The organism is Arthrobacter sp. NPDC057013 (assembly GCF_042674585.1).
Classification (GTDB): domain Bacteria; phylum Actinomycetota; class Actinomycetes; order Actinomycetales; family Micrococcaceae; genus Arthrobacter.
In genome coordinates, this window is the sequence record NZ_JBHUSE010000025.1 from 48118 (window position 1) to 70382 (window position 22265).

A 22265-nucleotide genomic window follows, 5' to 3' on the forward strand; every position below is an offset into this window, starting at 1 on the left:
CTGAACTGGAAGCACAGGAACCGAAACAACAGCAAAAACGGTGGCGCCGTCTGCACATGCTGCGGACGGCGCTACCGTTTGCCCTTCTTCCGTGAGCCGCGGCCCCGGCCCTTGTCCGGGTTGGGTGCGTAGCGCTGCGCAACCTTCGGCTTCTTGCCGCCTGCCCCCGCACCGCTGCCGCGGCGGTCCGGCTTGGGAGCCTTCTTTGGCGCCTCCTGCCGTGCGGACGGCTGCCGTGAGCTTTGCGCCGTGCGGCCGCGGACAATGCCGATGAACTCCTCGATGACCTCGTCCGTGGCGTCGCTTGGCCAGGCCAGCGCGATCTGCGTTCCCGGCGCCCCCGTGAGGCGGCGGGCCACGGTGTCCTTGACGTTGAAGTGACGCGCCACGGACATGGGAAGGATCAGCAGGCCCGCGCCGGACGCCACCACCTGGAGGGCCGTCTCCGGCCCGCCCAGCTCATCGGCGTCGAGGAAGGTTTCCTCTGCGAGGTCCTCCAGCGCCACGTCCTCGAACACGGTGATTTCGTGGCCCTTCGGCGCCACCACCACGGGCTGTTCCTCGTACAGCGGGATGACGTTCAGGCCTTCCCGCTCCACCGGCAGGCGGACAAAGCTAAGGTCCGCCGAACCGTCGGTCAGCACGGAAAGCTGCGTACCGGCGTCGGACATGAACGACCGCAGGGGGACGTGCGGCATCCGTTCTTCCCAGCGCCGGATCCACTTCCCCGGCGTCACTCCGGCGACGTAGGCGAAGCAGAGCTCGTGCGGCGGGGACTCCGGCGCGGCCGGGTCCAGGGCGGGTTCATCTTCAGCGGGCACACCCTCACAGTACTGCCACCGGCACGCACAGCGCGGCGCGGCCCGGTACAACCTTGGTCAGGGGAACCGGTCCAGCCGGATACCCTTAATGCATGACCTCTGCTAACTCCCAGTCCATGAAGCCAGCCACCGCTGCCAAGAAACTTGGCATCTACCTGCCTGCGACGCCCCAGGAGTTCCAGGATTCAACCATCACCCGCGCGGATTTCGCCGAGCTGCAGTCCAACCCGCCGGAATGGCTGGCCGAACTGCGCCGCAACGGCCCGCACCCCCGCCCGGTCGTAGCCCAGAAGCTCAATATCTCCATCAGCGGCCTGGCCCGCGGCGGCGTTGAAGAGGCACTGACGACGGCGGAAATCACCGCACTGCTGCAGGCTCCCCCCGCGTGGCTGGTTGCAGAGCGGGCCACGCACGCCGCCGTCCGCGCCGAAGCCCAGCGGGTCAAGGACGAGGCTGCCCAGAAGACAGCGAAGAAGGCCCGCCAGGGCTGAGGCCGGCCGCATTTCCGGCTATTCCCTTGGGGAAACCCGGAATTCTGATCCCCCCGCGCTGGGGGAAGTGGGGGTCTCCACCCCTCTGCGGGGTGCACGTCCCGCCCCTGACTGAGCGCCGGGAATGCCAGCCCTGACATGGGAAAACCGCTTTCTTCCGCCGCATGGGCCCCTCCATGTGGGGGGCCCAAAAAGTACGGTCAAACCGGTGCGGCAGCGCGTTTCCCCAAGCCGAACCGCCCAGCGTTTCCCCAAGGGGACTTCTTGATTCTGTGATTGTGCGTGATAGTCGCGCACCTCGGATCGATGAGGTCATCATGAAATCAGCACAAAGCGAGCCGGGAGCGCACACTTCTCGCGGCGCCCGCAGGGCCGGTGTCATTGCCACCGTCTCTGCGGTCATCTGCTCAACCTCCATGTTCGCCATTCCGGCCGCCAGCGCGGCTGTCCCTACTTTCCCGGACAACATCGTCGTCTTCCCCAACCGTGACTTCGTCACCATCGAGGGCTACCAGAACCACATCGGCGAGACCGGCACCGTCGAGGTGCGGCGTGCCGGCAAGGTGATCGGCTCAGCCCGGGGCGTGGTGGCGGCCGGCGATGTTGCATTCGAGGTCAACCACCCCGGCGGCTACTGCTGGGGCGCAGGAACCGGCCTGAACGTCACGCCGGACATCCTCCCGGGCGACGTCGTCTCCATCAAGTTCGGCGCCACCGACGGCGGACAGACCACCGTCCAGGACGCCTACGTGACCGGCGATGCCACGCTGAGCGGCACCACCCTCACCGTCAAGGGCCACATCGGCGCCGGAGTCAACCCCGCCCAGGTGGAGCAGCGCATCATTGAGCCGGCACTTAGGGACACCACGGTGGCCCGCCGCGACATCCGTGCCATCCCCGGCCCGCTTACCCCGGCCCCCAAGGGCGGCTACACCTCCGGCCTGGAACTCGTAGGCGACACCTTCACCGCCACCTACAACTTCGACGACGCCGCCACGGCTGAGATCGCCGCGAACGCAGGGCTCGGCGAGCGCGCCATGGCCTGGGAGTTCGAAGACGCAGACGCCAACCGGCAGGGCCTCACCATCGCCGAGTACGGCGAGCCCGGCGGACCCGGCATGGGCGGCTGCCCCAACGGCCCGCTGCAGTCCGGTCCCCCCGCGCCGTCCGGCATCACGGCCGCCAAGGTTTCGGGCGGACTTAAGCTGAACTGGACGCCGGCCGAAGCCATCCCCGGCACCCCGGCAATCACCGGTTACCGTGCCGTTGCGGTCGGCAAGACCGTGACCGGAAACGAGCAGGTGGAGATCGGCAAGCGCATCTCCGGCCAGGCGGCCACCGGCACCACCATCACCGGCCTCTCCGCCACCGAGGACTACGACGTGTATGTCGTCGGTGTCAGCAGCGTCGGCGAGACCTACCCGGCCGCCCACGCCGTCCCGGCGACGGACACCACGGCTCCGACGGTATCGGCAACCCCCAACGGCGGCACCTCCCCGGTTGCCCAGAAGGTCACGTTGGCAGCCAACGAGACTGGCAGCGACATCTACTACACCACCGACGGTTCCGATCCGGTCCTCTCCGGCGGCGTCCTCGGCGCGACGGCAGTCCGCTACACCGGCCCGATGAACATTCCGGCCACCACCACCCTGCGGTTTGCCGCGTTCGATCCCTCGGGCAACGTCTCCGCCATCGGCCAGGCCGTCTTCACGGTCACCAACGATCCGGTTCCCGCCACCCCCGCCTTCTCAGGCGCACCCGTGGTGGGCCAGGGCACGGCCACGCTGACGTGGACCGCACCGGATCCGGGCGCCCCGGGCCTGACGATCACCGGCTACACCCTCCAGGCGTACACCGCCGGCGGCGCCGCATTCGGCGCCCCCAAGACGGCAGCCGGCACCGCAACGTCCCTCGTCTACGGCGGACTCGCGGGCGACACCGCCTACCAGTTCACCATCAAGGCCAGTAACGCCAACGGCAGCAGCCCCGAATCGGCCAAGACGGCCGCCGTCACCGCACAGGGTGCCGTCGTCGCAGTGGCCGGCCCGGACCAGAACATAGTCCGCGGCACCACGGCCACCACGGTCACTCTTGACGGCACCGGCTCCACCACCGCCGGAGCAACCTACCAGTGGGCACAGGTCCTGACCGGGCCAACCGATCCGGATAAGGTCACGCTCACCGGGGCCACCACGCTCAAGCCGACGTTCAGCCTCCCGGTCTTCCAGTCACCGATGACCAACAACGCGCTCACGTTCCGGCTCACGGTAACTGTCGGCACGACGGTCCGGACGGATGAAGTGAAGGTGGTGCCGGTTACGGACCGGGTCACCATCGGCGTCGCCCAGTGGAAGGCCGGCGACCTCCGGATTGACGGGACCAGCTCCGTGGTCGGCGGCACCGTTACTGTCCGCGTCGGCGGACCCACCGGCCGGGTCCTGGGCCAGGCAGCAGTCACCGCGGCTGTGGCACCGGCAACGGGCGGCGTCTACACCCTCCGGCTCCGCAACGCGGCCGCCGGCTCCAGCAACCCGGGCACCGTGTGGATTGAATCCACGCTCGGCGGCACCGCAGGCCCCAAGGCGGTAGCCAACAAGTAGAGCCAGCATTAACCACCGGGTCCGGTGGCCGGCGGCATCAGCCGTCAGCCACCGGACCCGTTTGTGTTCCCGGTTTTATTTGTTCGGAGTCCCGTTTAGGAGCTGCTGGTGGCGTCCTGCACCTCGCCAACCAGCTCCTCGATGATGTCCTCGAGGAACAGCACGCCGGTGGTGTTCCCCCGTGCGTCGAAGACCCTGGCCACGTGGGCGCCGGTGCGGCGCATGGTGGCGAGGGCATCCTCGAGTTCACTGCCGCGGTAGGTCGAGCCCAGCCGCCTGATGCGTTTCTCCGGCACGGGCCGGCTGAACTTCTCCGCCGTGGTGAGGTCCATGACGTCCTTCAGGTGGAGGTAACCGGAGGGGTCGCCGTCACCGTCGGTCATGATGTAGCGGGAGTACCCGTGCTCGGCCACCGCACGCTGAATGTCCGCGGGCGTCGACGACGCCGGCAGGAGCACCATCTCGGCGATGGGAACCTCGACGTCGGCCACGGTCTTCTCCGTGAACTCGAAGGCTGCGGTGAGGGCACCGGTGTTGTCGGTCAGGACGCCTTCCCGCGTGGACTGCTCCACGATGCTGGCCACCTCGTCCAGGGTGTAGGCGCTGGTGGCCTCGTCCTTGGGCTCCACCCGGAACAGGCGGAGGACGGAGTTGGCGATGCTGTTCAGGGTCCAGATGACGGGTTTGAACACACGTGCCACCATCACCAGCGGCGGGGCCAGGATGAGCGCTGCACGGGTGGGGACCGAGAACGAGATGTTCTTGGGGACCATCTCACCGAGGACCACGTGCAGGAAGGTCACCAGCAGCAGCGCCGCCACGAAGGCGATGATTCCGATCGCCTCACCGGACAGGGACGTCAGGCCCAGCGGGATCTCCAGCAGGTGGTGGATCGCCGGTTCGGAGACGTTCAGGATCACCAGCGAGCAGACGGTGATGCCCAGCTGGCTGGTGGCCAGCATGAGCGTGGCGTGCTCCATGGCCCACAGGGTGGTTTTGGCGGCCTTGCTGCCCGCCTCCGCCTTGGGCTCGATCTGTGACCGGCGGGCCGAGATGACGGCGAACTCCGCGCCGACGAAGAAGCCGTTAACCACCAGCAGGACGGCGAGCCAGATGATGCCCGGAAGGTACTCACTCATGGGTCAGCTCCTGTGTCAGGCTGTCGATGATCCTGTCGTGCGCGCTCCTGGGCGGTTCTGCCGTTTCCTCCGGCGTGAATTTCAGGCGCCCGACGTGGGTGCCGGCCACCCGCTCCACGCGGAGCGTGCCGCCGTCCACCGCCACCTCGTCGCCGAGTTCCGGGATGCGGTCCAGCCGGTCGGCGACGAAACCGGCCACGGTGTCGTAGTCTTCGCCGTCGGGGACGGCGATGCCGGTTCGGTCGAGGAGCTCATCGGGGCGCAGCGATGCGTCAAAGGTGATGGAGCGGCCGGTCCGGACCACTCCCACCCGGGCGCGGTCGTGCTCATCCTCAAGTTCACCCACGATTTCCTCCACCAGGTCTTCCAGGGTGACAATGCCCGCCGTTCCGCCGTGCTCGTCGGAGACAATGGCGACCTGGAGGCCCTGCTTCCGGAGCAGCACCAGGAGGGAGTCGACGCCCATGGATTCGGGGACCATGAGCGGCTCGATCATCAGGTCGGCGGCGAGCACGTTCGCGCGTTCCTCGAGGGACACGGCAAAGGCCTGCTTGACATGGAGCACGCCGAGCACGTCGTCCCGGTCCCGGCCGATGACGGGAAAGCGCGAGTAGCCGGTGGAGCTGGCCATTGCGATGATTTGCTCGGCCGTGTCATCGGTGTTCACGGCGGTCATCCGCACGCGCGGAGTCAGGACATCGGCCGCGCTGTGCTCGGAGAAGCGCAGCGTCCGGTGCAGCAGTGCCGCGTGGTCCAGGTCGAGGACGCCTTCCAGCGCGGAGCGGCGGACCAGCGAGCTCAGTTCCTCGGCGCTGCGGGCGCCTGACAGTTCCTCCTTCGGCTCGATGCCGAAGGACCTGATGATCGTGTTCGCAGTGTTGTTGAACAGCAGGATGACGGGTTTGAACACTGCTGTGAACAGGGTCTGGAACGGGACCACCACCTTGGCGGTGGCCAGCGGCAGAGCCAGGGCGAAGTTCTTGGGCACCAGCTCGCCGATCACCATCGAGAAGATGGTGGCGATGAAGATCGCGACGACGGCACCCACGCCGGGCACGAGGCCTTCCGGGAACCCGGCCGCCGTCAACGGACCGCTCAGCAGCCTGCTGATGGCAGGTTCAAAGGTATACCCGGTCAGGAGGGTGGTGAGGGTGATGCCCAACTGCGCACCGGAAAGGTGCGTCGAGGTGATTTTCAGGGCTTTGATGGTGGGGGCAAGGCGTTTCTCACCCCGGGCCTGGCGTGCTTCCAGGTCGTTGCGGTCAAGATTGACCAGGGCAAACTCGGAAGCCACGAAGAATCCGGTGCCGACTGTCAGGATCAGGCCGATCCCGATCATGATCCATTCATTCATTGGGGGCGCCCCTCTCCCGCGCAAACCGGAGTGCCGGTCAAATGGGTGAGGGGCCAGGGCATATGTGAAGGAGGGTCGTCCATAGTGCCCTCCACTATATCGGGTGCAGCAAACGGCTCGGCGACACGGGCACCGGGGGTTCACGCCGTCGTCGTAGTCCCTTAGGACACAGCGTTGGTGAAGGGGATCCGTTCAAAGGACAGCACGCCGGGCGCGCCTGGCTTGGTGGTGGTGACCTTGAGCCAGTCCTTGGCGTTGTCCGATCCGTCAACGGTGACCCGGGTCAGGTTCTTCGCGGCCGCGGGCTGGCCGTAAAAGTCCAGCCATGGGGAGCCCGCCGCCAGCGGGTGGTCCTGGTTGTAGACGTGGCTGTCGCCGTTGATCAGGTACACCGGGCCGCCGAAGGCGTTCGATTCGCGGATCAGCGTCCGGACCAGCGGCGTGAACGCGCTGTACTTCGCCTGCGTGGGGGCGGGCACGGTCGGGTCGAACATGTCCGCCTGGGTCATCACGACGACGGCCCGGTCGCCGTTCTCGCGGGCCTTCCGGAACGTCTCGGTCAGTTCCCTGATGTCAGCGGCGGTGCGGTCCCGCACCTCTTCCGCCTGTTCGGCGGTGGGTGCGGTGTTGCCGAGCCCGGACCACGGCAGCAGGCCGTTGTTGCTTCCGGTGATGTTCACGGCGGTGAGGGCGATGCCGTGCCTGCGGAAGTTCACGTTTTCGGGGAAACCGAGCCGGTCCTGGGAGCTGACCTTCATCGGGGTTCCGAGCGTGGTGCCCGGCTTCGGGAAGAAGGTTTCGCGGACCTGGTCCAGCCGCTCCAGGGGGTTGTACGCGCCGTTGTTCGTCCGGTGGCAGTCGGTCCACTCGTTATCCCCGGGCGTGTAGACCAGGGGCAGGGTGAACGTGTCGAAGTTCTTCCGGATCGCGGCGAAGTACTCGTCGGTGCACTTGGTGGAGCCGTTCTTGATGTCCCCGAGGTGGGCCACGAAGGAGAGCTCCTTGTGGGCGTTGATGTCCTGGATGTAGGACGGGAACGCGTGGAACTCCGCATCGCCGTACGGTACGTCGCCGATGACGGCGAAACTGAAGGTGCCCTTTGTGGCGGCATTGTCGTTTGCCGCGAGTGCCGGCGGTGCCAGCACCGAACCCGCCACCAGGGCTGCGCCTACACCGGCCAGTGCACGGCGTTTAATTGATCGGCATCTGATTGATCGCATGGCTTCTCCTTGAGTGTGTCCATCGGTTTTCCGTGGTCAGGCTAAGGCCCGGAAACGAACCGCAGCCGTCCGGCAAGTGAACGGGCCCTGCGGCAGTGCGGCGAACCCCGCAGTTCGCGACCGTAGAATACGACCGAAGAGGCCGGCGAGGAGGAGCGGTGATGGCGGAAACAACGATTGACGCGGTGATGGCCGAACTGGCCGCCCTTGAGGATCCGAAGATGCGCGAGGCGAACCAAAAGCGCGGCGATGACCACGGCGTGAACCTGTCGGCCTTGCGCGCGGTCGCGAAGCGGCTCAGGACCCAGCACGAGCTGGCCTGCGAGCTCTGGGCCACGGACGACACCGCCGCCCGCCTGCTGTCACTGCTGATCTGCCGGCCAAAGTCCTTCGAGCTGCAGGAACTGGACGCCATGCTGCGCCAGGCCCGGGCACCCAAGGTGCATGACTGGCTGGTGAACTACGTGGTGAAGAAGAGCCCGCACGCCGAAGAGCTGCGGGTTGCCTGGACTGACGATCCGGACCAGGTGGTCGCGAGCGCCGGCTGGGCCCTCACCACGGAGCGGGTCGCCAGGAAGCCCGAGGGCCTCGACCTGCCGGGGATCCTGGACACGATCGAGGCGGAAATGAAGGGCGCTCCGGGCCGCCTGCAGTGGGCCATGAACCACACCCTGGCGCAGATCGGCATCGAGCACGCAGACCACCGGTCCCGGGCCATCGGCATCGGCGAACGCCTGGAAGTCCTGAAGGACTACCCGACCCCGCCGAACTGCACGTCCCCCTTCGCTCCGATCTGGATCAACGAGGTGGTAAGCCGGCGGGAGGCCTGAGGGGACTGTCATTCTCGCTGGGCCTCTCCTGGGCAGCAGTCGGCCTCGCCTATCTCGCGCACCTCACCCGCGGCTTCCGCCGCCCGACGCCACATCTGCAGCTCGAGGAGGCCTGACCAAAGAGGCGGTAAGCTCTTGACCGCCGATATGTACCGATATATCGTTGAGTATCGCTTCGGGTCGAAGTGATACTCAACGAAAGGACGATGCCACCATGAAAGGCATTCACGAACACCCCAGATTTGCCGATTTCGGCCCCGAGGCGGGCCGCTTCGAGCGGGGAAGGAGCCGGCGCGGCCCGCACGGCCACGGCAGGTTCGGCCCAGGCCGCGGATTCGGCCCCGGGTTCGGCCCCGGCGGTTCGCGCCGCGCCAACAGGGGCGATGTCCGCTCCGCGATCCTCTCACTGTTGGCGGAAGCTCCGTCCAACGGCTACGGGATCATCAAGACCATTGCGGAGAAGTCGTCCGGCGCTTGGCGGCCCAGTCCGGGATCCGTCTATCCGACGCTCCAGCAGCTCGTGGACGAGGAGCTCATTGCACCGGTGGGTGACGGCCGCCGCACCGAGTTCGCCCTCACCGACCAGGGACGGGAGTACGTAACGGAGCACGCCGAGGAGCTGGGCCGCGCCTGGAACACCAACGCGGAGGAGTCTGGACCCGCGTTCCACCAGAGCGTGGAGAAGCTCATGGGCGTCATCCACCAGTTCCGGTTTGCTGCAACCGAGGAACAGCGTGCCGCCGCGATGGAAAAGATCGACGAGACCCGCCGCGCCCTCTACCAGATCCTCGCGGACTGAAGCCTACCTCGCGGCGATGGCCAGGAACCGGATGGGCAGGTCCAGCAGTTCCAGCGGGCCGTGCGGGCCTTCCCCGTCCAGGAGCAGGGAATCGCCGGGTTCCATCGTGTATTCGTAAGCACCATGGCCGTAAACCATCCTGCCGGCCAGCATGTAGATGAACTCGGTGCCGGGGTGCTGGAACAACGGGAAGACGTCGGACGCGTCGGTCAGCGTCACCAGCGTCGGTTCCAGGGCGTCGGTCCGCCCTTTGAGCGTCCCGAGCACCCGGTATTCGTGCCCGTGCTGGGTGCCGCTGCGAACCGTCAGGCTGCCCTGGCCGTCCTTGGTGAAGGTGGCGTCCCGGTCCGTGTCCGCGCCGCGGAACAGCGCCGTGACCGGAATTTTCAGCCCGTCCGCCAGCCGCTGCAGCGTGGTGAGCGAACAGGACGTGCTGGCGGTTTCAATCTTGGAGATCATCGCCTTGGACATGCCGGTGCGTGAGGCCAGCTCCGAGGCGGAGAGCCCGTTCGCCGTCCGGTAGTGGCGGACCTGGCCGGCAATGATCCGTTCCAGCTTGCCCGCCACGCCGTCCTCGGTGTTCTCCGCGGCCATGTCCCTCGCTTCGCCAGCCCGATCCGTCATCAAGCCATCATAGGCGGAGCCTGCCGACCGGATCCGAGCTCCCTGGCCGCTCCCAGCAGCCCGGCAAGGGCATCGGCGAGCGCGGCCGCACCCGCCTCGGCGTCGGCATCCTCCACCAGTTCCTCGGGTGAGTGCGAGATCCCGGTGGGGTTCCGCACAAACAGCATGGCCGTGGGAAGGTGCCCTGCCAGCACCCCGGCGTCGTGGCCGGCGCCGGTATCCAGCACGGGAGCCTTCGGGAGCATGGCCTGGAGCTGGTCGCGCAGGCCGGCGTCGAAATGCACGGTGCGGCTGAGGGATTCGACGCCGAACGTCACCGTGCAGTTTTCCTCCGCCGCCATCACCTGGGCGTTCAGGTGGATGGATTCCACCAGGGCGGAGGTGACCTCGTCGCGCGGGTGCCTGACGTCGATCCATATGTCGACGCGGGAGGCTATGACGTTGGTCCCGCCCGGGACAGGCTGCAGCCGGCCCACCGTGGCCCGGGCATCACGGTACTTCGCGGCGGTGTCGCGGATGCCCAGCATAATCTTGGCTGCCGCGATCATTGGATCCCGGCGGTCCTTCATAAGGGTGGTCCCCGCGTGGTTTCCCTGGCCGTGCACCGACAGTTTCCAGCGGCCGTGGCCCAGGATCGAGGAACCGATGGCCACCGGCTGGCTGAGGTCGGCCAGCCCCCTCCCCTGCTCCACGTGCAGTTCCACAAACACGCCCAGCTGGCCGAGGGTTTTGTGGTCGGCGCCGATGAACCGGGGGTCCTGTCCGTTCGCGGCGGCCACGTCGGCGTACGTGTTGCCGTCCGCGTCCTTCAGCCTGAGGGCCTTGTTCGGGTCCAAGGCGCCGGTGAGCAGCCGCGACCCCAGGCAGGCGACCCCGAAGCGGGAGCCCTCCTCCTCGGGGAAGACGGCGATGGCCAGCGGCCGCCGCGGACGGAACCCGCGGTTTTTCAGGATGTCGACGGCGATGAGCGCGGACGCCACGCCCAGCGGTCCGTCGTATTCGCCGCCGCCAGGCACGGAGTCCAGGTGGCTGCCCGTGGCCACGGCGTCCCGGCGGGTCCCGGTTGCCGTGTCCCACCAGGCCCAGATAATGCCGTTCCCGTCGGTGTGGACATCCAGCCCGCGCCGTTCCGCCTGGTCGATGAACCAGCCCCGGAGCTCCGTCTCCGCGGCGGAGAAGACCGGCCGGGAATAGCCGCCGCGGCGGGCGTCAGCACCGACGTCGGAAATGTCCCGCAGAAGACCTGCCACAGTGGCCGTTGCGGTGGCGGCTCCGGCGCGGCCGGCACCGACCACCGCGTGATCGGCTGACTCCGGCATCACTTCGCTCCGGGGATCCAGCTGGTACCGGCGAGCGGAACGCGGGCCATGGCCGACGCCTCGATGGTGAGGGCCACCAGGTCCTCCGGCTCGAGATTGCGCAGGTGTGACTTTCCGCAGGCCCGGGCGATGGTCTGCGCTTCCATGGTCAGGACGCGCAAGTAGTTGGCCAGTCGGCGGCCGCCGGCAATGGGGTCGAGGCGGGACGCAAGTTCCGGGTCCTGGGTGGTGATGCCGGCGGGATCCCGGCCGTCCTGGAAGTCGTCGTAGAAGCCCGCCGCCGATCCCATCGCCGCATATTCGGCGGCGTAGCGGGGATCGTTGTCGCCCAGCGCAATCAGCGCCGCCGTGCCGATGGCTACCGCGTCGGCCCCCAGGGCCATGGCCTTGGCGACGTCGGCGCCGGTGCGGATGCCGCCGGAGACGATGAGCTGGACCTTGCGGTGCAGGCCAAGTTCCTGCAGCGCCTGGACGGCCTGTGGGATGGCCGCCAGGGTGGGGATCCCGACGTTTTCGATGAAGACCTGCTGCGTCGCGGCGGTGCCGCCCTGCATGCCATCGACGACGACGACGTCGGCTCCGGCCTTCACGGCCAGGGCGGTGTCATAGTAGGGCCGGGACGCGCCGATCTTGACGTAGATGGGGGTCTTCCAGTCGGTGATCTCGCGGAGCTCACCGATCTTGATCTCCAGGTCGTCCGGTCCTGTCCAGTCAGGGTGGCGGCTGGCGGAGCGCTGGTCGATGCCCACCGGCAGGGTGCGCATGCCGGCCACGCGCTCGGTGATCTTCTGGCCGAGCAGCATACCGCCGCCGCCGGGCTTGGCACCCTGGCCGAGGACCACTTCGATGGCGTCGGCCTTGCGGAGGTCATCCGGGTTCATGCCGTAGCGCGAGGGCAGGTACTGGTATACGAGGTGCTTGGACTGCCCGCGCTCCTCGGGGGTCATGCCGCCGTCGCCCGTGGTGGTGGAGGTGCCCACCTCGCTGGCGCCGCGGCCCAGGGCCTCCTTGGCGTTGGCGGACAGGGCGCCGAAGCTCATGCCGGCGATGGTCACCGGGGTCTCCAGGTGCAGCGGTTTGGAGGCGTAGCGGTCACCAAGGACGACGTCGGTATCGCACTTTTCGCGGTAGCCCTCCAGCGGGTAGCGGGACATGGAGGCGCCCAGGAACAGCAGGTCATCGAAGTGCGGGACCTTGCGCTTGGCTCCCCAGCCGCGGATGTCGTAGACGCCGGTGGCGGCGGCGCGCTGGATGTCGGCGATGGTGGCGCGGTCGAACGTGGCCGATTCACGCAGGCCGAGCTCTTCGGCCTGCCGTGTGGGGAGGGCCGGAGCGCCCAGGGAGGTGATGGTCATGGCGTTGTCCTTCTAGTAAGACGTCGAGTTGAGGACGCTGAAGTGGTAGAGGTTCCGCGCCGAGCCGTAACGCTTGAAGTCCGCGGGGTTCTCGGTGCGGTTGGCGGCGGCGAGCAGGCCGGCGAGCTCCTCAAGGTGCTCGGTCTTCATCGGCTTCTCGATGCAGTCCGCGCCCAGGGACGCGACGGTTCCCTTCACGTAGATGCGGGCCTCGTAGATGGAGTCGCCGAGGGCATCCCCGGCGTCGCCGCAGACCACGAGCCGGCCGGCCTGGGCCATGAACGCGGACATGTGGCCGATGTTGCCGCCCACCACGATGTCAACGCCCTTCATCGAAATCCCGCAGCGGGCTCCGGCGTTGCCGTCGATCACCACGAGGCCGCCGTGGCCGGTAGCCGCGGCAGACTGGGAGGCGTCACCCTTCACGTGGACCCTTCCGGACATGATGTTCTCGGCGAGTCCTACGCCGGCATTGCCGTTGACGATCACCTCGCCTTTTTGGTGCATCCCGGCAGCGTAGTAGCCGGCATGGCCGTTGATAGTGACATAGACCGCGGCATTGATGCCGACGCCGAGGCCGTGCTTCCCGCCCGGGTTCTCGACGGTCCAGGACTGCCCGTCGACTGCATCGTGCAGGGCTTGGTTGAGCCCCCGAACCGGGAAATCGGCGAGGTCCACGAGGGTGGAAAACCCGTCGGGGACCGTGGTGTAATCCTGCGTCTGGGTTTCGATCAGAGTGACCATGTGTAGACCTTTCCGGGTTCCGGTTCAAAGATGCGGGCTGTGTCGATGCCGGGCAGGGACGCCAGGGCACGGTATTCGGAGGCGATGGCCACGTAGTCGTCGGTTTCGGCGATGATGGCCGGCTTGCAGGCGATGGGGTCGCGGACCACTGCCATGCTGTCGGCGGTGGTGACCACCAGCGTGTAGAAGCCGTCGAAGACCTTGCCGAGATTGGTCAGGGCCTCCTCCAGGGTGTCGCCCTGCTTCAGCCGCGAGGCGACGTACCGGGCGCCGACTTCGGTGTCATTGTCCGAGTCGAACACCACGCCTTCGCGCAGCAGGTCCCGGCGGATGGTGGCGTGGTTGGAGAACGAGCCGTTGTGGACCAGGCACAGGTCGTCGGCCACCGAAAACGGGTGGGATCCGCCGGCGGTGACGGCCGATTCCGTAGCCATCCGGGTGTGGGACAGACCCTGGCTACCGGTCATGGCCTCCAGCCCGTGCTCGGCAGCGACCTCCATCGGATGGCCCACGCTCTTCATCACAGCCACGTGTTCACCGCGGCCGATGATGGTGGACTCCGGAAGGGTTTCGCGCACCGCCTTGGCGAGCAGCTCGGTGTCGACGGCGGAGCTGACGAAGGTGGTGTCGCCCACCACCTTCACTGCCGTCCCGGCGGAGGCGGGCAGCAGGCTTTCCAGCGCGGCGGCGATTCCGGCCGCCGGCAGGGCCTGCTCCTTGCCCAGGAGGCTGAGCGTGGAGGTGTTGCCGGACACGAGGCCAGGGGTGTCATAGACGGCGAGGCCGGCAGAGTCGGGGCCGCGGTCCACGATCTGGCACAGCATCGACGACAGCAGACTGCCCATTTGGGAGTGCAGCAGGGGGTTGCGCAGCTGCAGCGCGGCGATTCCGCACATGTGTGTGTCCTTTTCTAGGTGGGGCTGGATTCAGATCGAGGTCAGGTAGGTCCGGATTTCCCAGTCGCTTACCTGGTTGTGCCAGGTCAGGAACTCCTCTTCCTTGGCATCGGCGTAGTACTGGCCGATCGCCGGGTCGCCACTGAGGCTGGCGAGGATGACGGGGTCCCGGCGCAGGGCCTCCACGGCGTGGAGAAGAGTTGCCGGCAGCAAGTGGGCATCCGGCCGCGCTTCACCGGGACCGGACGGGGCTCCCGGGTCCGCCGCCCTGGTGATGCCGTCGAGCCCGGCCTCGATGGCGGTGGCTATGGCGAGGTAGGGGTTGGCCGAACCGTCCCCGGACCGCAGCTCGATCCGCTTTTCGTCGGGAACGCGGACCATATGGGTTCGGTCGTTGCCGCCAAACGAGGCCTTCCGCGGTGACCACGTTGCCCCGGAGGAACTGGTGGTCGCGCCGGTGCGCTTGTAGGAGTTCACCGTCGGCGCGAGGAAGGCCTGCAGTGCCGGGGCGTGGTCGAGGAGGCCGCCGATGAACGAATAGGCGAGTTCTGACAGCCCAAGGCCGCGGTCGCCGTCGTCCCCGGGGAAGAGGGCGTCCGCACCTGACCACAGGGACAGGTGGAAGTGGAGCCCCGTGCCGGTGCGGTCGGTGAAGGGCTTGGGCATGAAGGTTGCGGTCATGCCGCGCTGCTCGGCGAGGATATTCAGGATGTAGCGCAGGGAGACCACGCGGTCCGCAGTGGTCAGGGCGTCGGCGTAGTTGAAGTTCTGCTCGAACTGGCCCGCGGCGTCCTCGTGGTCGCTGGCGTAGTTGCCCCAGCCCAGGCTGTTCATGGCGGTGGAGATCGAGGTGAGGTGCTCATACATGCGGGTAACGCCGCGTGCGTCGTAGCAGGGACGGGGTGAATCGTCGCGGGTGTCCGCGGTGCTCAGGGTGCCGTCGGCGTTTTTGTTAACGAGGAAGTACTCCACCTCGGCGCCGATCTTTGCCTGCATCCCCTTCCCGGCCAGGCGGGCGAGGGTGTTCTTGAGGATAACGCGCGGCGCGTAGGGCCAGGGCTTGCCGTCGACGTAGGGGTCGCAGTGGACCAGCGCGAGGCCCTCTCTGATGAACGGCAAAGGGGTGAATGACGCCAGGTCGGGAACGGCGATGAGGTCTGAATCCTGCGGCTTCTGGCCGATGAGACCGGCTGCGTAGCCGGCAAAGCCCATGGCCCCAGCCTCAAGCTCGCCGGCGGCTTCGACGGGCACCAGCTTGGCGCACGGTTTGCCGGTCATGTCCACGAAGGTGGCCAGCAGGAAGCGGACCTCGTGGGCCTTGGCGATGTCAGCAAGGGAGATCCGGCCGGCTCCCAGCGAAACGGCCGGCTCCGTTGCTACTTCAGGTGTTGCGAGGCTTGTCATCGGAACTGTCCTGTTCGGTTCGGTGTTACCTGAGCTGAAACGTTGTTGAACCACAGTAGCCAAAGTGATGTTACAAAAGAGCGCTCCGATTGTTAAATCCGGAAGACGGGCCCTGGCGGCGATCGCAACGGGAAGTTAACCGCGCCGAAACCCACCGAAGTTCACTGAAGTGAATCATTGTTTCACCACACTACTCAGCCCGTTCCCTGATTGGAGTCCCATGAACTCTGGAGATGTTGCCTGGATTCTCGCCGCGAGCGCCCTGGTCTGCATGATGATCCCCGCGCTTGCCCTGTTCTACGGAGGCATGGTGGGTTCCCGCCGCATCCTGAACATGATGATGATGTGCTTTGGCGGGGTCAGCGTGGTCGCCGTCCTCTGGGCGGTGTTCGGCTACTCGATGGTGTTCGGCAATTCCGTCGGCGGGGCCGGCCTCATCGGTGACGTCACCGAGTACCTCGGCATGGACCAGTTGCTGGCCGAAGACTCCGACGCCGCCATCCCGCCAGCGCTTTTCGCAGCCTTCCAGCTGTTCTTCGCCGGCATCACCACCGCCATCATCGCCGGAGCCGCGGCGGGGCGAATGAAGTTCGGCGCGTGGATGACCTTCTCCGCCCTGTGGGCAACGGTGGTGTACTTTCCGGTGGCCCACTGGGTCTTCGCCTTCAGCTCCGCGGACGGTTCCGTCACCGGCGGCTGGATCGTCAACAACCTCAAGGCGATCGACTTCGCGGGCGGCACGGCGGTGCACATGAACGCGGGAATCGCTGCCCTGGCCCTCGCACTGGTCCTGGGACGCAGCGCGGGCTGGCCGAAGAGCGAGCACGTCAGGCCGCACAGCCGCCCTTTGGTGCTGGTCGGAGCAGGACTGCTGTGGGCGGGTTGGTTCGGCTTCAACGCCGGCTCCGCCCTCACCGCCGGACACTCGGCGTCGGTGGTCTTCCTGAACACCGCCGTGGCCGGCGCCGCCGGCCTGCTCGCCTGGACCCTGGTGGAACGCCTCAGGCTCGGCAGCGCCAGCAGCATGGGCGCCGCGTCCGGACTGATCTCGGCCCTCGTCGCCATCACCCCGGCGTGCGGCGCCGTGAGCCCGCTCGGCGCACTGGCCATCGGACTGATCGCCGGGGCCGTCTGCTCCCTGGCCATCGAACTGAAGTTCCGGCTCGGCTTCGACGACTCGCTCGACGTCGTCGGCGTGCACCTCATTGGCGGCATCATCGGAACCCTGCTGATCGGTTTCTTCGCCACGGACGCGGCCCCGAACAAGGTCAGCGGGCTGTTCTACGGTGGAGGGTTTGACCTCCTGGGCATCCAGACGGTGGCAACCGCGGCCACGCTCGCCTACTCCTTTGCGGCCACCTGGGTCATCGCCAAGATCCTCGACATCACCATGGGCCTCCGCATCGACGAGGCTGCCGAACTTCGCGGCATCGACATCGCCGCGCACTCCGAGTCCGCGTACCTGATGGACGAGGAGCCCGTGGAACTGGGGTCACCGCACCGGGTGTAAAACCCCGACTGACTGAACAGGATCTGCGGTGGCAGGCCGGGCCTACTTGGTGGGCCCGGCCTGTTCCGCGTACTCAACAGCCTTGTCGCCCACCTGACCCAGGTAGGCCTCGGACTGGTTGTAGGACCAGATGGCGTCGCTCCAGCCCTGGGCCGTGGTGAGGTCCCGGCCGCCGGCGCACAGGTAGCCGGCGGCGCTCAACGCGGCGTCGTCGATGTTGTGCGGATCGGCCACACCATCGCCATTGGCGTCCTTTCCTGCCAGCTCCCAAGTGGCGGGGATGAACTGCATGGGTCCGACGGCGCGGTCCCAGCGGGCGTCACCGTCCAGCGCGCCCCCGTCGGTGTCGGCAATGGCGGCGAAGCCGTCACCGTTCAGCCCGGGCCCGACGATCGGGCCGCTCACCTCCCCCGAAGCCGTAAGCCGTCCTCCGCCGAGGGATCCGTGCACGGATTCCACGAATCCGACGGCGGCCACCGTGTTCCAGCCGATCCCGCACGCAGGCGAGTCTGCGTTCGCCATGCCTGCCGCGGCAACGTACGCCCGGAGGGCACGCGCGGGAATTCCTGTTTTTACAGCGGTCCGGGCCAGCCAGCCCGGGTCGACGGTCCTGGTGATGTTCACGGCATGCGCACTCCCGCCGGCCAGCGGCACGAACTTCCCCGCCGCCTGCGGCGGTGCTGGCTGGGCTGCGTGCGCTCCGGCACCGGACACGCCCGCGTTGCTCGCACCGAGCAGCCAGAACGCACATGCCGTGATGGCGCAGAACGCGAAAAGGCTGAGAACCGCGAGGCGTTTCAGACGAAGCACAGAACAGCCTAACCCGCCGCCCCCAATACGTTGACAAAGTGCTGGCCTCGCCGTTCTACTTTTATGCAGAGCACCGACATGATGCACGCGAACCGTACGCGTGCGCAGGCTTCCATCAGAGCCCGTGGGGGCGGTGCACCAGCGGCCTACAGGCCGCCCATACTGGCACCGGCAGTCGCTGCGTATGCAGACAGTGCGGAATGCCCTGCCGCCGATACGCGAGCGGCCCAAGAACAGCGGTTTCAAAACTCAGCACAGCTCAAGACTTTTCAACAGCCCAAAGGACATCCATGCCCAGCACCACCAACACCATCGACATCCAGGTCGACGACCGCCAGATCCTCGACGAACGGCTTGATGCCGCCGTCAAGTGCCTTCAGGAGGCGGCCATGGTCACCGGAACACACGGGATCATGGTGACGCGCAACCGGCCCGGGAGCTACACCGCCACGCTTTCCGACCAGGTGCCCTTCGGCATGACCCGCGAAATCATCCTCTAAACTTTGGGGACCTTAACCCGTCCCCGGTTACCGGGAATACCTGGCGGCGCCCACTCGTTGAGTCCTGCGAAATGTGCGTCGTCCGGCGCACAGCCGAAGGAGTAATAACCATGGCAACTGACTACGACGCCCCTCGCGTGGCCCAAGAGGACCAGCCGGCCAACGAATCCCTGGAGGCTATCCAGTCCCGGCAGGGCGGGTCCCAGACTGCCCTGCTTGACGTGGAGGAAGCCGACACCGCCGAAGGCATCGACCTCCCCGGCGCCGACCTGTCGCACGAAGAGCTGCTGATCCAGGTTGTTCCGGTGCAGGAGGACGAGTTCACCTGTATGTCCTGCTTCCTGGTCCACCACCGCAGCCAGCTCGCGCGGGAAAAGGACGGCAAGAAGTACTGCTCGGAGTGTGAAGGCTAGCACCGGAGGGCTAGCTCCGAAGGGCCAGCACTGAGAAGATAGCGCTGTGCTGGCCCGGCTCCGATCGTCCTGGACCGCCGTCGTTCCCGTCGTCGGCCTGATCGTGCTGGCCGTGACCTGGGGAGTCTCCCCCGGCCCGGTGCTGGCAACCGTCATCGCGGTGGTCCTGGTAGGCGCCGTCCTGGCGGCGGTGCATCATGCCGAAGTCGTGGCGCACCGCGTCGGCGAGCCCTTCGGCTCGCTTGTGCTGGCCGTCGCCGTGACCATCATTGAGGTGGCCCTTATCGTCACGCTGATCGCGTCCGGCGGCGAGGGCAGCCATTCGCTGGCACGGGACACTGTCTTCGCCGCCGTCATGATCACCGCCAACGGCATCGTGGGAATCGCCCTGCTCGTTGGCGCCCGCAGGTACGGCATTCCGCGGTTCAACCCGGAGGGCGCCGGCGCCGCCCTGGCAGTGGTCACCACACTGGCAACCCTGACGCTGGTCCTGCCGACCTTCACGACGTCGCGGCCCGGGCCTGAGTTTTCACCCTTGCAGCTGGGCTTCGCGGCCGTGGCCTCGCTTGCCCTGTACGGCGTGTTCGTGCTGACCCAGACCGTCCGCCACCGCCACTTTTTCCTTCCCGTCGTTTCTCCCGACGACGGCGAAGACGACGGGCATGGCCCCACCCCGACTAACCGGGCCACCTACACAAGCCTGGCGCTGCTGTGCGCGGCGCTGGTCGCCGTCGTCGGACTGGCCAAAACCGTATCCCCGGTCATCGAGGCGGGCGTCAGCCGGGCCGGGATCCCCGAATCCTTCGTGGGCGTTGTCATCGCACTTCTGGTGCTGCTGCCGGAGGGCCTTGCCGCCACCCGGGCCGCATCGCGGAACAGGATCCAGATCAGCCTCAACCTGGCCTACGGCTCGGCGATTGCCAGCATCGGCCTGACGATTCCTGCCATCGCCGTGGCCAGCATCTGGCTGCAGGGACCGCTCACGCTTGGGCTCGGCGGCACGCAGATAGTCCTGTTCCTGCTGACCGTCATCGTAGGAACACTTACCGTGGTGCCCGGTCGTGCCACGCGGCTGCAGGGGGCAATCCATCTGGTGCTGTTCGCCGCGTTCCTGTTTCTCGCCATGTTCCCGTAGGAGGTTTCGGCACTTCGATATCATGGCTTCATGACTTCCCCCTCAGGGAGCGACGAAGACCTCCTGCTCGAGCGGCAGCTCTGCTTCGCTCTGGCTGTCGCCTCGCGCACCGTCATCGGCGCCTACCGGCCCGTGCTGCAGGAGCTGAACCTGACCCACCCGCAGTACCTCGTCATGCTGGCGCTGTGGGAGAAGAGCCCGCGGTCCGTCAAGGAAATCAGTGACACCCTCCTCCTGGTTCCGGCCACTCTTTCCCCGCTGCTTAAGCGGCTCGAGGCCTTGGGATACGTGACCCGCCGCCGCGTTCCCGGCGATGAACGGTCCCTTGCGGTCGGCCTGACCCCCGAAGGTACGGCGCTGCGCAACAAGGCCATGGGCGTCCCCGGCACCATGCTGGCCAAGCTCGGCCTCACCCGTGCGCAGGCGGAGGACATCCACGTTGCCATGACGCAGCTCATCGAATCAGCCCAGATCGACCACACGCCCGCTGCTGACCCCAACGAGAACGACGAAGCCACGGCCTAGTCGAATTTGCCTCAGCGCGGACCCACCTCAGCGCGAACGGATCCTCGAGGCCCTACCCCGGGCTCAGCCTAAATTGTCGTACCCTCCACCTAGTCTGGGAGTGTCCGGTTGGGGGATGCCGGCACAGTGTTCGGAACGGTGTCCGGGAGGGGGTGTGGCATGGAAGTTATGGCGGTCAGCGGTGACGGGGTGTGGGTTCCGGCCGTAGACTTCACGGAGCGGGAGGATTCACTGCTGGCCGGCACCCTGAGCGTTCCGCTTCCCTCGTTCCTGACGGCCGAGGAGGCGCTGGGCGTGGTGGAATCGGCCGGCCGGGTCATCGCGTGGGCGACGTCGGTGAAGATGCGCGCGCTGGCGCGGGTCGGGGAAGCCATCGGCGAAGAGTCACCCCCGCGGGCGGAGAACCAGCCGGTGCGCTTTGGCGGGGACGAGGCCCATGCGCTGGCCGTCAGCGAGGTGTCCACCGCCTGCGCCCTCTCCGAAGGCACCGCCGCGCGCTGGTTGAATGATGCCGGGGACCTGGCCACGTCCCAGTGGGAGGTCCTTGAAGCGGTCGAGGATGGGGAGATCTCCGAGGCGCACGCCAGGATTATCCTGGACCAGGCCCGCTCCCTCCCGGCCGGGCAGTCCGAAACGTTCGCCACGATGGCGCTGCAGCGCACCCGGACCCGGCACGGGCGGCGCCGCACCCCGGATCACCCCACGGCACCCAAACCCCCACCCTCCGAACCCCCAGCCTTTTAGGGAAGTGGCGCCGCTAGACCCGGCGTGAGGACAGGCTCCCGGCATCGTTCGGCTCTTGATTAGCAACGACGCCGGCCGTCGCACAAGGTGACCAGCCGGCGTCGTATTTCCCGTAACTCTCCCGAGTTTTTGTCCAGATAATGGGCTCTAAAGCCCTTGTAAGTTGGGATATCTGGACAAAAACTCCTCCAGGGTTAGATCTCGCCAACCAGGCTGCGTCCGTCTACCACCCAGGACACGAACATCGACGTGTCGGGACTCGGGAACGTGAGTGCCGACGTCGTGGATGTGCCCAGCTAAACGAGTTGTGGGATTCCCACGCTGCGGCCCATGCGTTCCAGCGCGTCCCTTCGGCTAATCTCGCATGCCAGTGGGGTGAGGCAGGTTTCGTAGTCGGCGATCTGCGCAATGCGGCGCTTGTGCCTGGACTCCTCGGTGAAAGGCTCCTGCAGGAAGAGGACCGCCAGCTGGCGGCATTCCTCCGGCGTGTGCTCGCGGGCGCCGATGGCGATGACGTTCGCGTCGTTGTGCTGCCGGGCAAGGCGTGCAGTTGACTCGTTCCAGACCAAAGCGGCGCGGATGCCCCTGACTTTGTTGGCTGCGATCTGCTCACCGTTGCCGGAGCCGCCGATGACGATTCCCAGGCTTGGCCGGTTGTCGTTGTTGTCGCGCGCGACGCCCTCAGCGGCACTGATGCAGAAAGCCGGGTAGTCGTCCTGGTCGTCGTACTCTGTGGGGCCGTGGTCCACCACGTTAAACCCCAGGCTCGTCAGCTCGTCATGGAGCGTGCGGCTCAGTTCGAGGCCCGCGTGATCGGTGCCTATGTGGACGCGGTAGACAGCCCCGGCTGCCGGTCCGTTGGTTGCTGATGAGTTACTCATGTGATCGCTTTCAGGGTTAGAAGGTCTTGCCGGCGGAGCCGAGCTGCTGGGTTGCTTCGACAACGCGGGCGGCGAGGCCGGCTTCGGCGGAGGCGCCCCAGACGCGGGGGTCGTAGGTCTTCTTGTTGCCCACCTCGCCGTCGACCTTCAG

At 67.0% G+C, this 22265-nt stretch carries 22 protein-coding genes and 1 pseudogene; 10 read left to right on the plus strand and 13 right to left on the minus strand.

Annotated elements, in window-relative coordinates:
• Positions 1-71: 71 nt before the first annotated feature.
• Positions 72-821, minus strand: a complete 750-nt coding sequence (locus ACFTSA_RS21960) for a LysR family transcriptional regulator substrate-binding protein (protein ID WP_377954036.1) — start codon at positions 819-821, stop codon at positions 72-74.
• A 92-nt stretch (positions 822-913) separates the two neighbouring features.
• On the opposite strand from ACFTSA_RS21960, the gene ACFTSA_RS21965 reads away from it, so the two are divergent.
• Positions 914-1312, plus strand: coding sequence for a DUF5997 family protein (locus ACFTSA_RS21965; protein WP_377954037.1), 399 nt, complete (start codon positions 914-916; stop codon positions 1310-1312).
• 317 nt (positions 1313-1629) lie between these two features.
• On the plus strand, positions 1630-3912 hold the full coding sequence (locus ACFTSA_RS21970) for a chitobiase/beta-hexosaminidase C-terminal domain-containing protein (protein ID WP_377954038.1): 2283 nt from the start codon (positions 1630-1632) through the stop codon (positions 3910-3912).
• A gap of 95 nt (positions 3913-4007) precedes the next feature.
• On the opposite strand, the gene ACFTSA_RS21975 is transcribed toward ACFTSA_RS21970, so the two are convergent.
• The 3 genes from ACFTSA_RS21975 to ACFTSA_RS21985 all read right to left on the minus strand — a co-directional run bounded on the left by ACFTSA_RS21975 (position 4008) and on the right by ACFTSA_RS21985 (position 7625).
• Positions 4008-5051, minus strand: coding sequence for a hemolysin family protein (locus tag ACFTSA_RS21975; RefSeq protein WP_377954040.1), 1044 nt, complete (start codon positions 5049-5051; stop codon positions 4008-4010).
• Positions 5044-6405: a hemolysin family protein gene (locus ACFTSA_RS21980; protein WP_377954041.1), complete on the minus strand. Its 1362-nt coding sequence runs from the start codon at positions 6403-6405 to the stop codon at positions 5044-5046. Before ACFTSA_RS21980 ends, ACFTSA_RS21975 begins: the two co-directional genes overlap by 8 nt.
• A gap of 161 nt (positions 6406-6566) precedes the next feature.
• On the minus strand, positions 6567-7625 hold the full coding sequence (locus ACFTSA_RS21985; RefSeq protein WP_377954043.1) for a hypothetical protein: 1059 nt from the start codon (positions 7623-7625) through the stop codon (positions 6567-6569).
• Positions 7626-7786: 161 nt separating this feature from the next.
• Between ACFTSA_RS21985 and ACFTSA_RS21990 the strand changes: the two genes are divergently transcribed.
• Together ACFTSA_RS21990 and ACFTSA_RS21995 are read left to right on the plus strand one after the other, a co-directional pair.
• A complete protein-coding gene (locus ACFTSA_RS21990) occupies positions 7787-8455 on the plus strand; it encodes a DNA alkylation repair protein (RefSeq protein WP_377954045.1) in 669 nt (222 codons plus the stop codon).
• Positions 8456-8669: 214 nt separating this feature from the next.
• Positions 8670-9254, plus strand: a complete 585-nt coding sequence (locus tag ACFTSA_RS21995) for a PadR family transcriptional regulator (RefSeq protein ID WP_377954046.1) — start codon at positions 8670-8672, stop codon at positions 9252-9254.
• A 3-nt stretch (positions 9255-9257) separates the two neighbouring features.
• Here the strand turns inward: ACFTSA_RS21995 and ACFTSA_RS22000 are convergent, their stop codons facing one another.
• Genes ACFTSA_RS22000 through glnT form a run of 6 tightly spaced genes read right to left on the minus strand, consistent with a single transcriptional unit; the run spans position 9258 to position 15596 of the window.
• Positions 9258-9878, minus strand: a complete 621-nt coding sequence (locus ACFTSA_RS22000; RefSeq protein WP_377954047.1) for a helix-turn-helix domain-containing protein — start codon at positions 9876-9878, stop codon at positions 9258-9260.
• Positions 9878-11197 carry an allantoate amidohydrolase gene (locus ACFTSA_RS22005; RefSeq protein WP_377954048.1) on the minus strand — a complete coding sequence of 440 codons (1320 nt, stop codon included), beginning with the start codon at positions 11195-11197 and terminating at the stop codon, positions 9878-9880. The genes ACFTSA_RS22000 and ACFTSA_RS22005 overlap by 1 nt, the downstream gene beginning before the upstream one ends.
• Positions 11197-12552 carry an FMN-binding glutamate synthase family protein gene (locus ACFTSA_RS22010; RefSeq protein WP_377954049.1) on the minus strand — a complete coding sequence of 452 codons (1356 nt, stop codon included), beginning with the start codon at positions 12550-12552 and terminating at the stop codon, positions 11197-11199. The genes ACFTSA_RS22005 and ACFTSA_RS22010 overlap by 1 nt, the downstream gene beginning before the upstream one ends.
• A gap of 12 nt (positions 12553-12564) precedes the next feature.
• On the minus strand, positions 12565-13296 hold the full coding sequence (locus tag ACFTSA_RS22015) for a protein glxC (protein ID WP_377954050.1): 732 nt from the start codon (positions 13294-13296) through the stop codon (positions 12565-12567).
• Positions 13284-14192 (minus strand): glutamine amidotransferase, encoded by a 909-nt coding sequence (locus tag ACFTSA_RS22020; RefSeq protein ID WP_377954051.1) that lies wholly within the window; start codon positions 14190-14192, stop codon positions 13284-13286. Before ACFTSA_RS22020 ends, ACFTSA_RS22015 begins: the two co-directional genes overlap by 13 nt.
• A gap of 30 nt (positions 14193-14222) precedes the next feature.
• Positions 14223-15596, minus strand: coding sequence for a type III glutamate--ammonia ligase (gene glnT / locus ACFTSA_RS22025; RefSeq protein ID WP_377954052.1), 1374 nt, complete (start codon positions 15594-15596; stop codon positions 14223-14225).
• 220 nt (positions 15597-15816) lie between these two features.
• Here glnT and ACFTSA_RS22030 point away from each other — a divergent pair, with 220 nt between their 5' ends.
• Positions 15817-17106 carry an ammonium transporter gene (locus ACFTSA_RS22030; RefSeq protein WP_377954053.1) on the plus strand — a complete coding sequence of 430 codons (1290 nt, stop codon included), beginning with the start codon at positions 15817-15819 and terminating at the stop codon, positions 17104-17106.
• A gap of 42 nt (positions 17107-17148) precedes the next feature.
• On the opposite strand, the gene ACFTSA_RS22035 is transcribed toward ACFTSA_RS22030, so the two are convergent.
• Positions 17149-17916, minus strand: a complete 768-nt coding sequence (locus ACFTSA_RS22035) for a lytic transglycosylase domain-containing protein (RefSeq protein WP_377954054.1) — start codon at positions 17914-17916, stop codon at positions 17149-17151.
• 290 nt (positions 17917-18206) lie between these two features.
• Between ACFTSA_RS22035 and ACFTSA_RS22040 the strand changes: the two genes are divergently transcribed.
• The 5 genes from ACFTSA_RS22040 (at position 18207) to ACFTSA_RS22060 (ending at position 21233) form a co-directional block, all read left to right on the plus strand.
• Positions 18207-18416 carry a hypothetical protein gene (locus tag ACFTSA_RS22040; RefSeq protein ID WP_377954056.1) on the plus strand — a complete coding sequence of 70 codons (210 nt, stop codon included), beginning with the start codon at positions 18207-18209 and terminating at the stop codon, positions 18414-18416.
• Positions 18417-18526: 110 nt separating this feature from the next.
• Positions 18527-18829 carry a DUF4193 domain-containing protein gene (locus ACFTSA_RS22045; protein WP_003802821.1) on the plus strand — a complete coding sequence of 101 codons (303 nt, stop codon included), beginning with the start codon at positions 18527-18529 and terminating at the stop codon, positions 18827-18829.
• 46 nt (positions 18830-18875) lie between these two features.
• On the plus strand, positions 18876-19964 hold the full coding sequence (locus ACFTSA_RS22050) for a calcium:proton antiporter (protein WP_377954058.1): 1089 nt from the start codon (positions 18876-18878) through the stop codon (positions 19962-19964).
• Between the two features lie 30 nt (positions 19965-19994).
• Entirely contained in the window at positions 19995-20489 is a 495-nt protein-coding gene (locus ACFTSA_RS22055; protein ID WP_377954060.1) for a MarR family winged helix-turn-helix transcriptional regulator, read from the plus strand.
• Between the two features lie 159 nt (positions 20490-20648).
• Positions 20649-21233, plus strand: a complete 585-nt coding sequence (locus tag ACFTSA_RS22060) for a hypothetical protein (RefSeq protein ID WP_377954061.1) — start codon at positions 20649-20651, stop codon at positions 21231-21233.
• A gap of 296 nt (positions 21234-21529) precedes the next feature.
• Here ACFTSA_RS22060 and ACFTSA_RS22065 read toward each other — a convergent pair whose 3' ends face one another.
• Positions 21530-22114: a ribose-5-phosphate isomerase gene (locus ACFTSA_RS22065; protein WP_377954062.1), complete on the minus strand. Its 585-nt coding sequence runs from the start codon at positions 22112-22114 to the stop codon at positions 21530-21532.
• A gap of 16 nt (positions 22115-22130) precedes the next feature.
• A pseudogene (locus tag ACFTSA_RS22070) lies at positions 22131-22265 on the minus strand (class II fructose-bisphosphate aldolase); the annotation flags it as partial.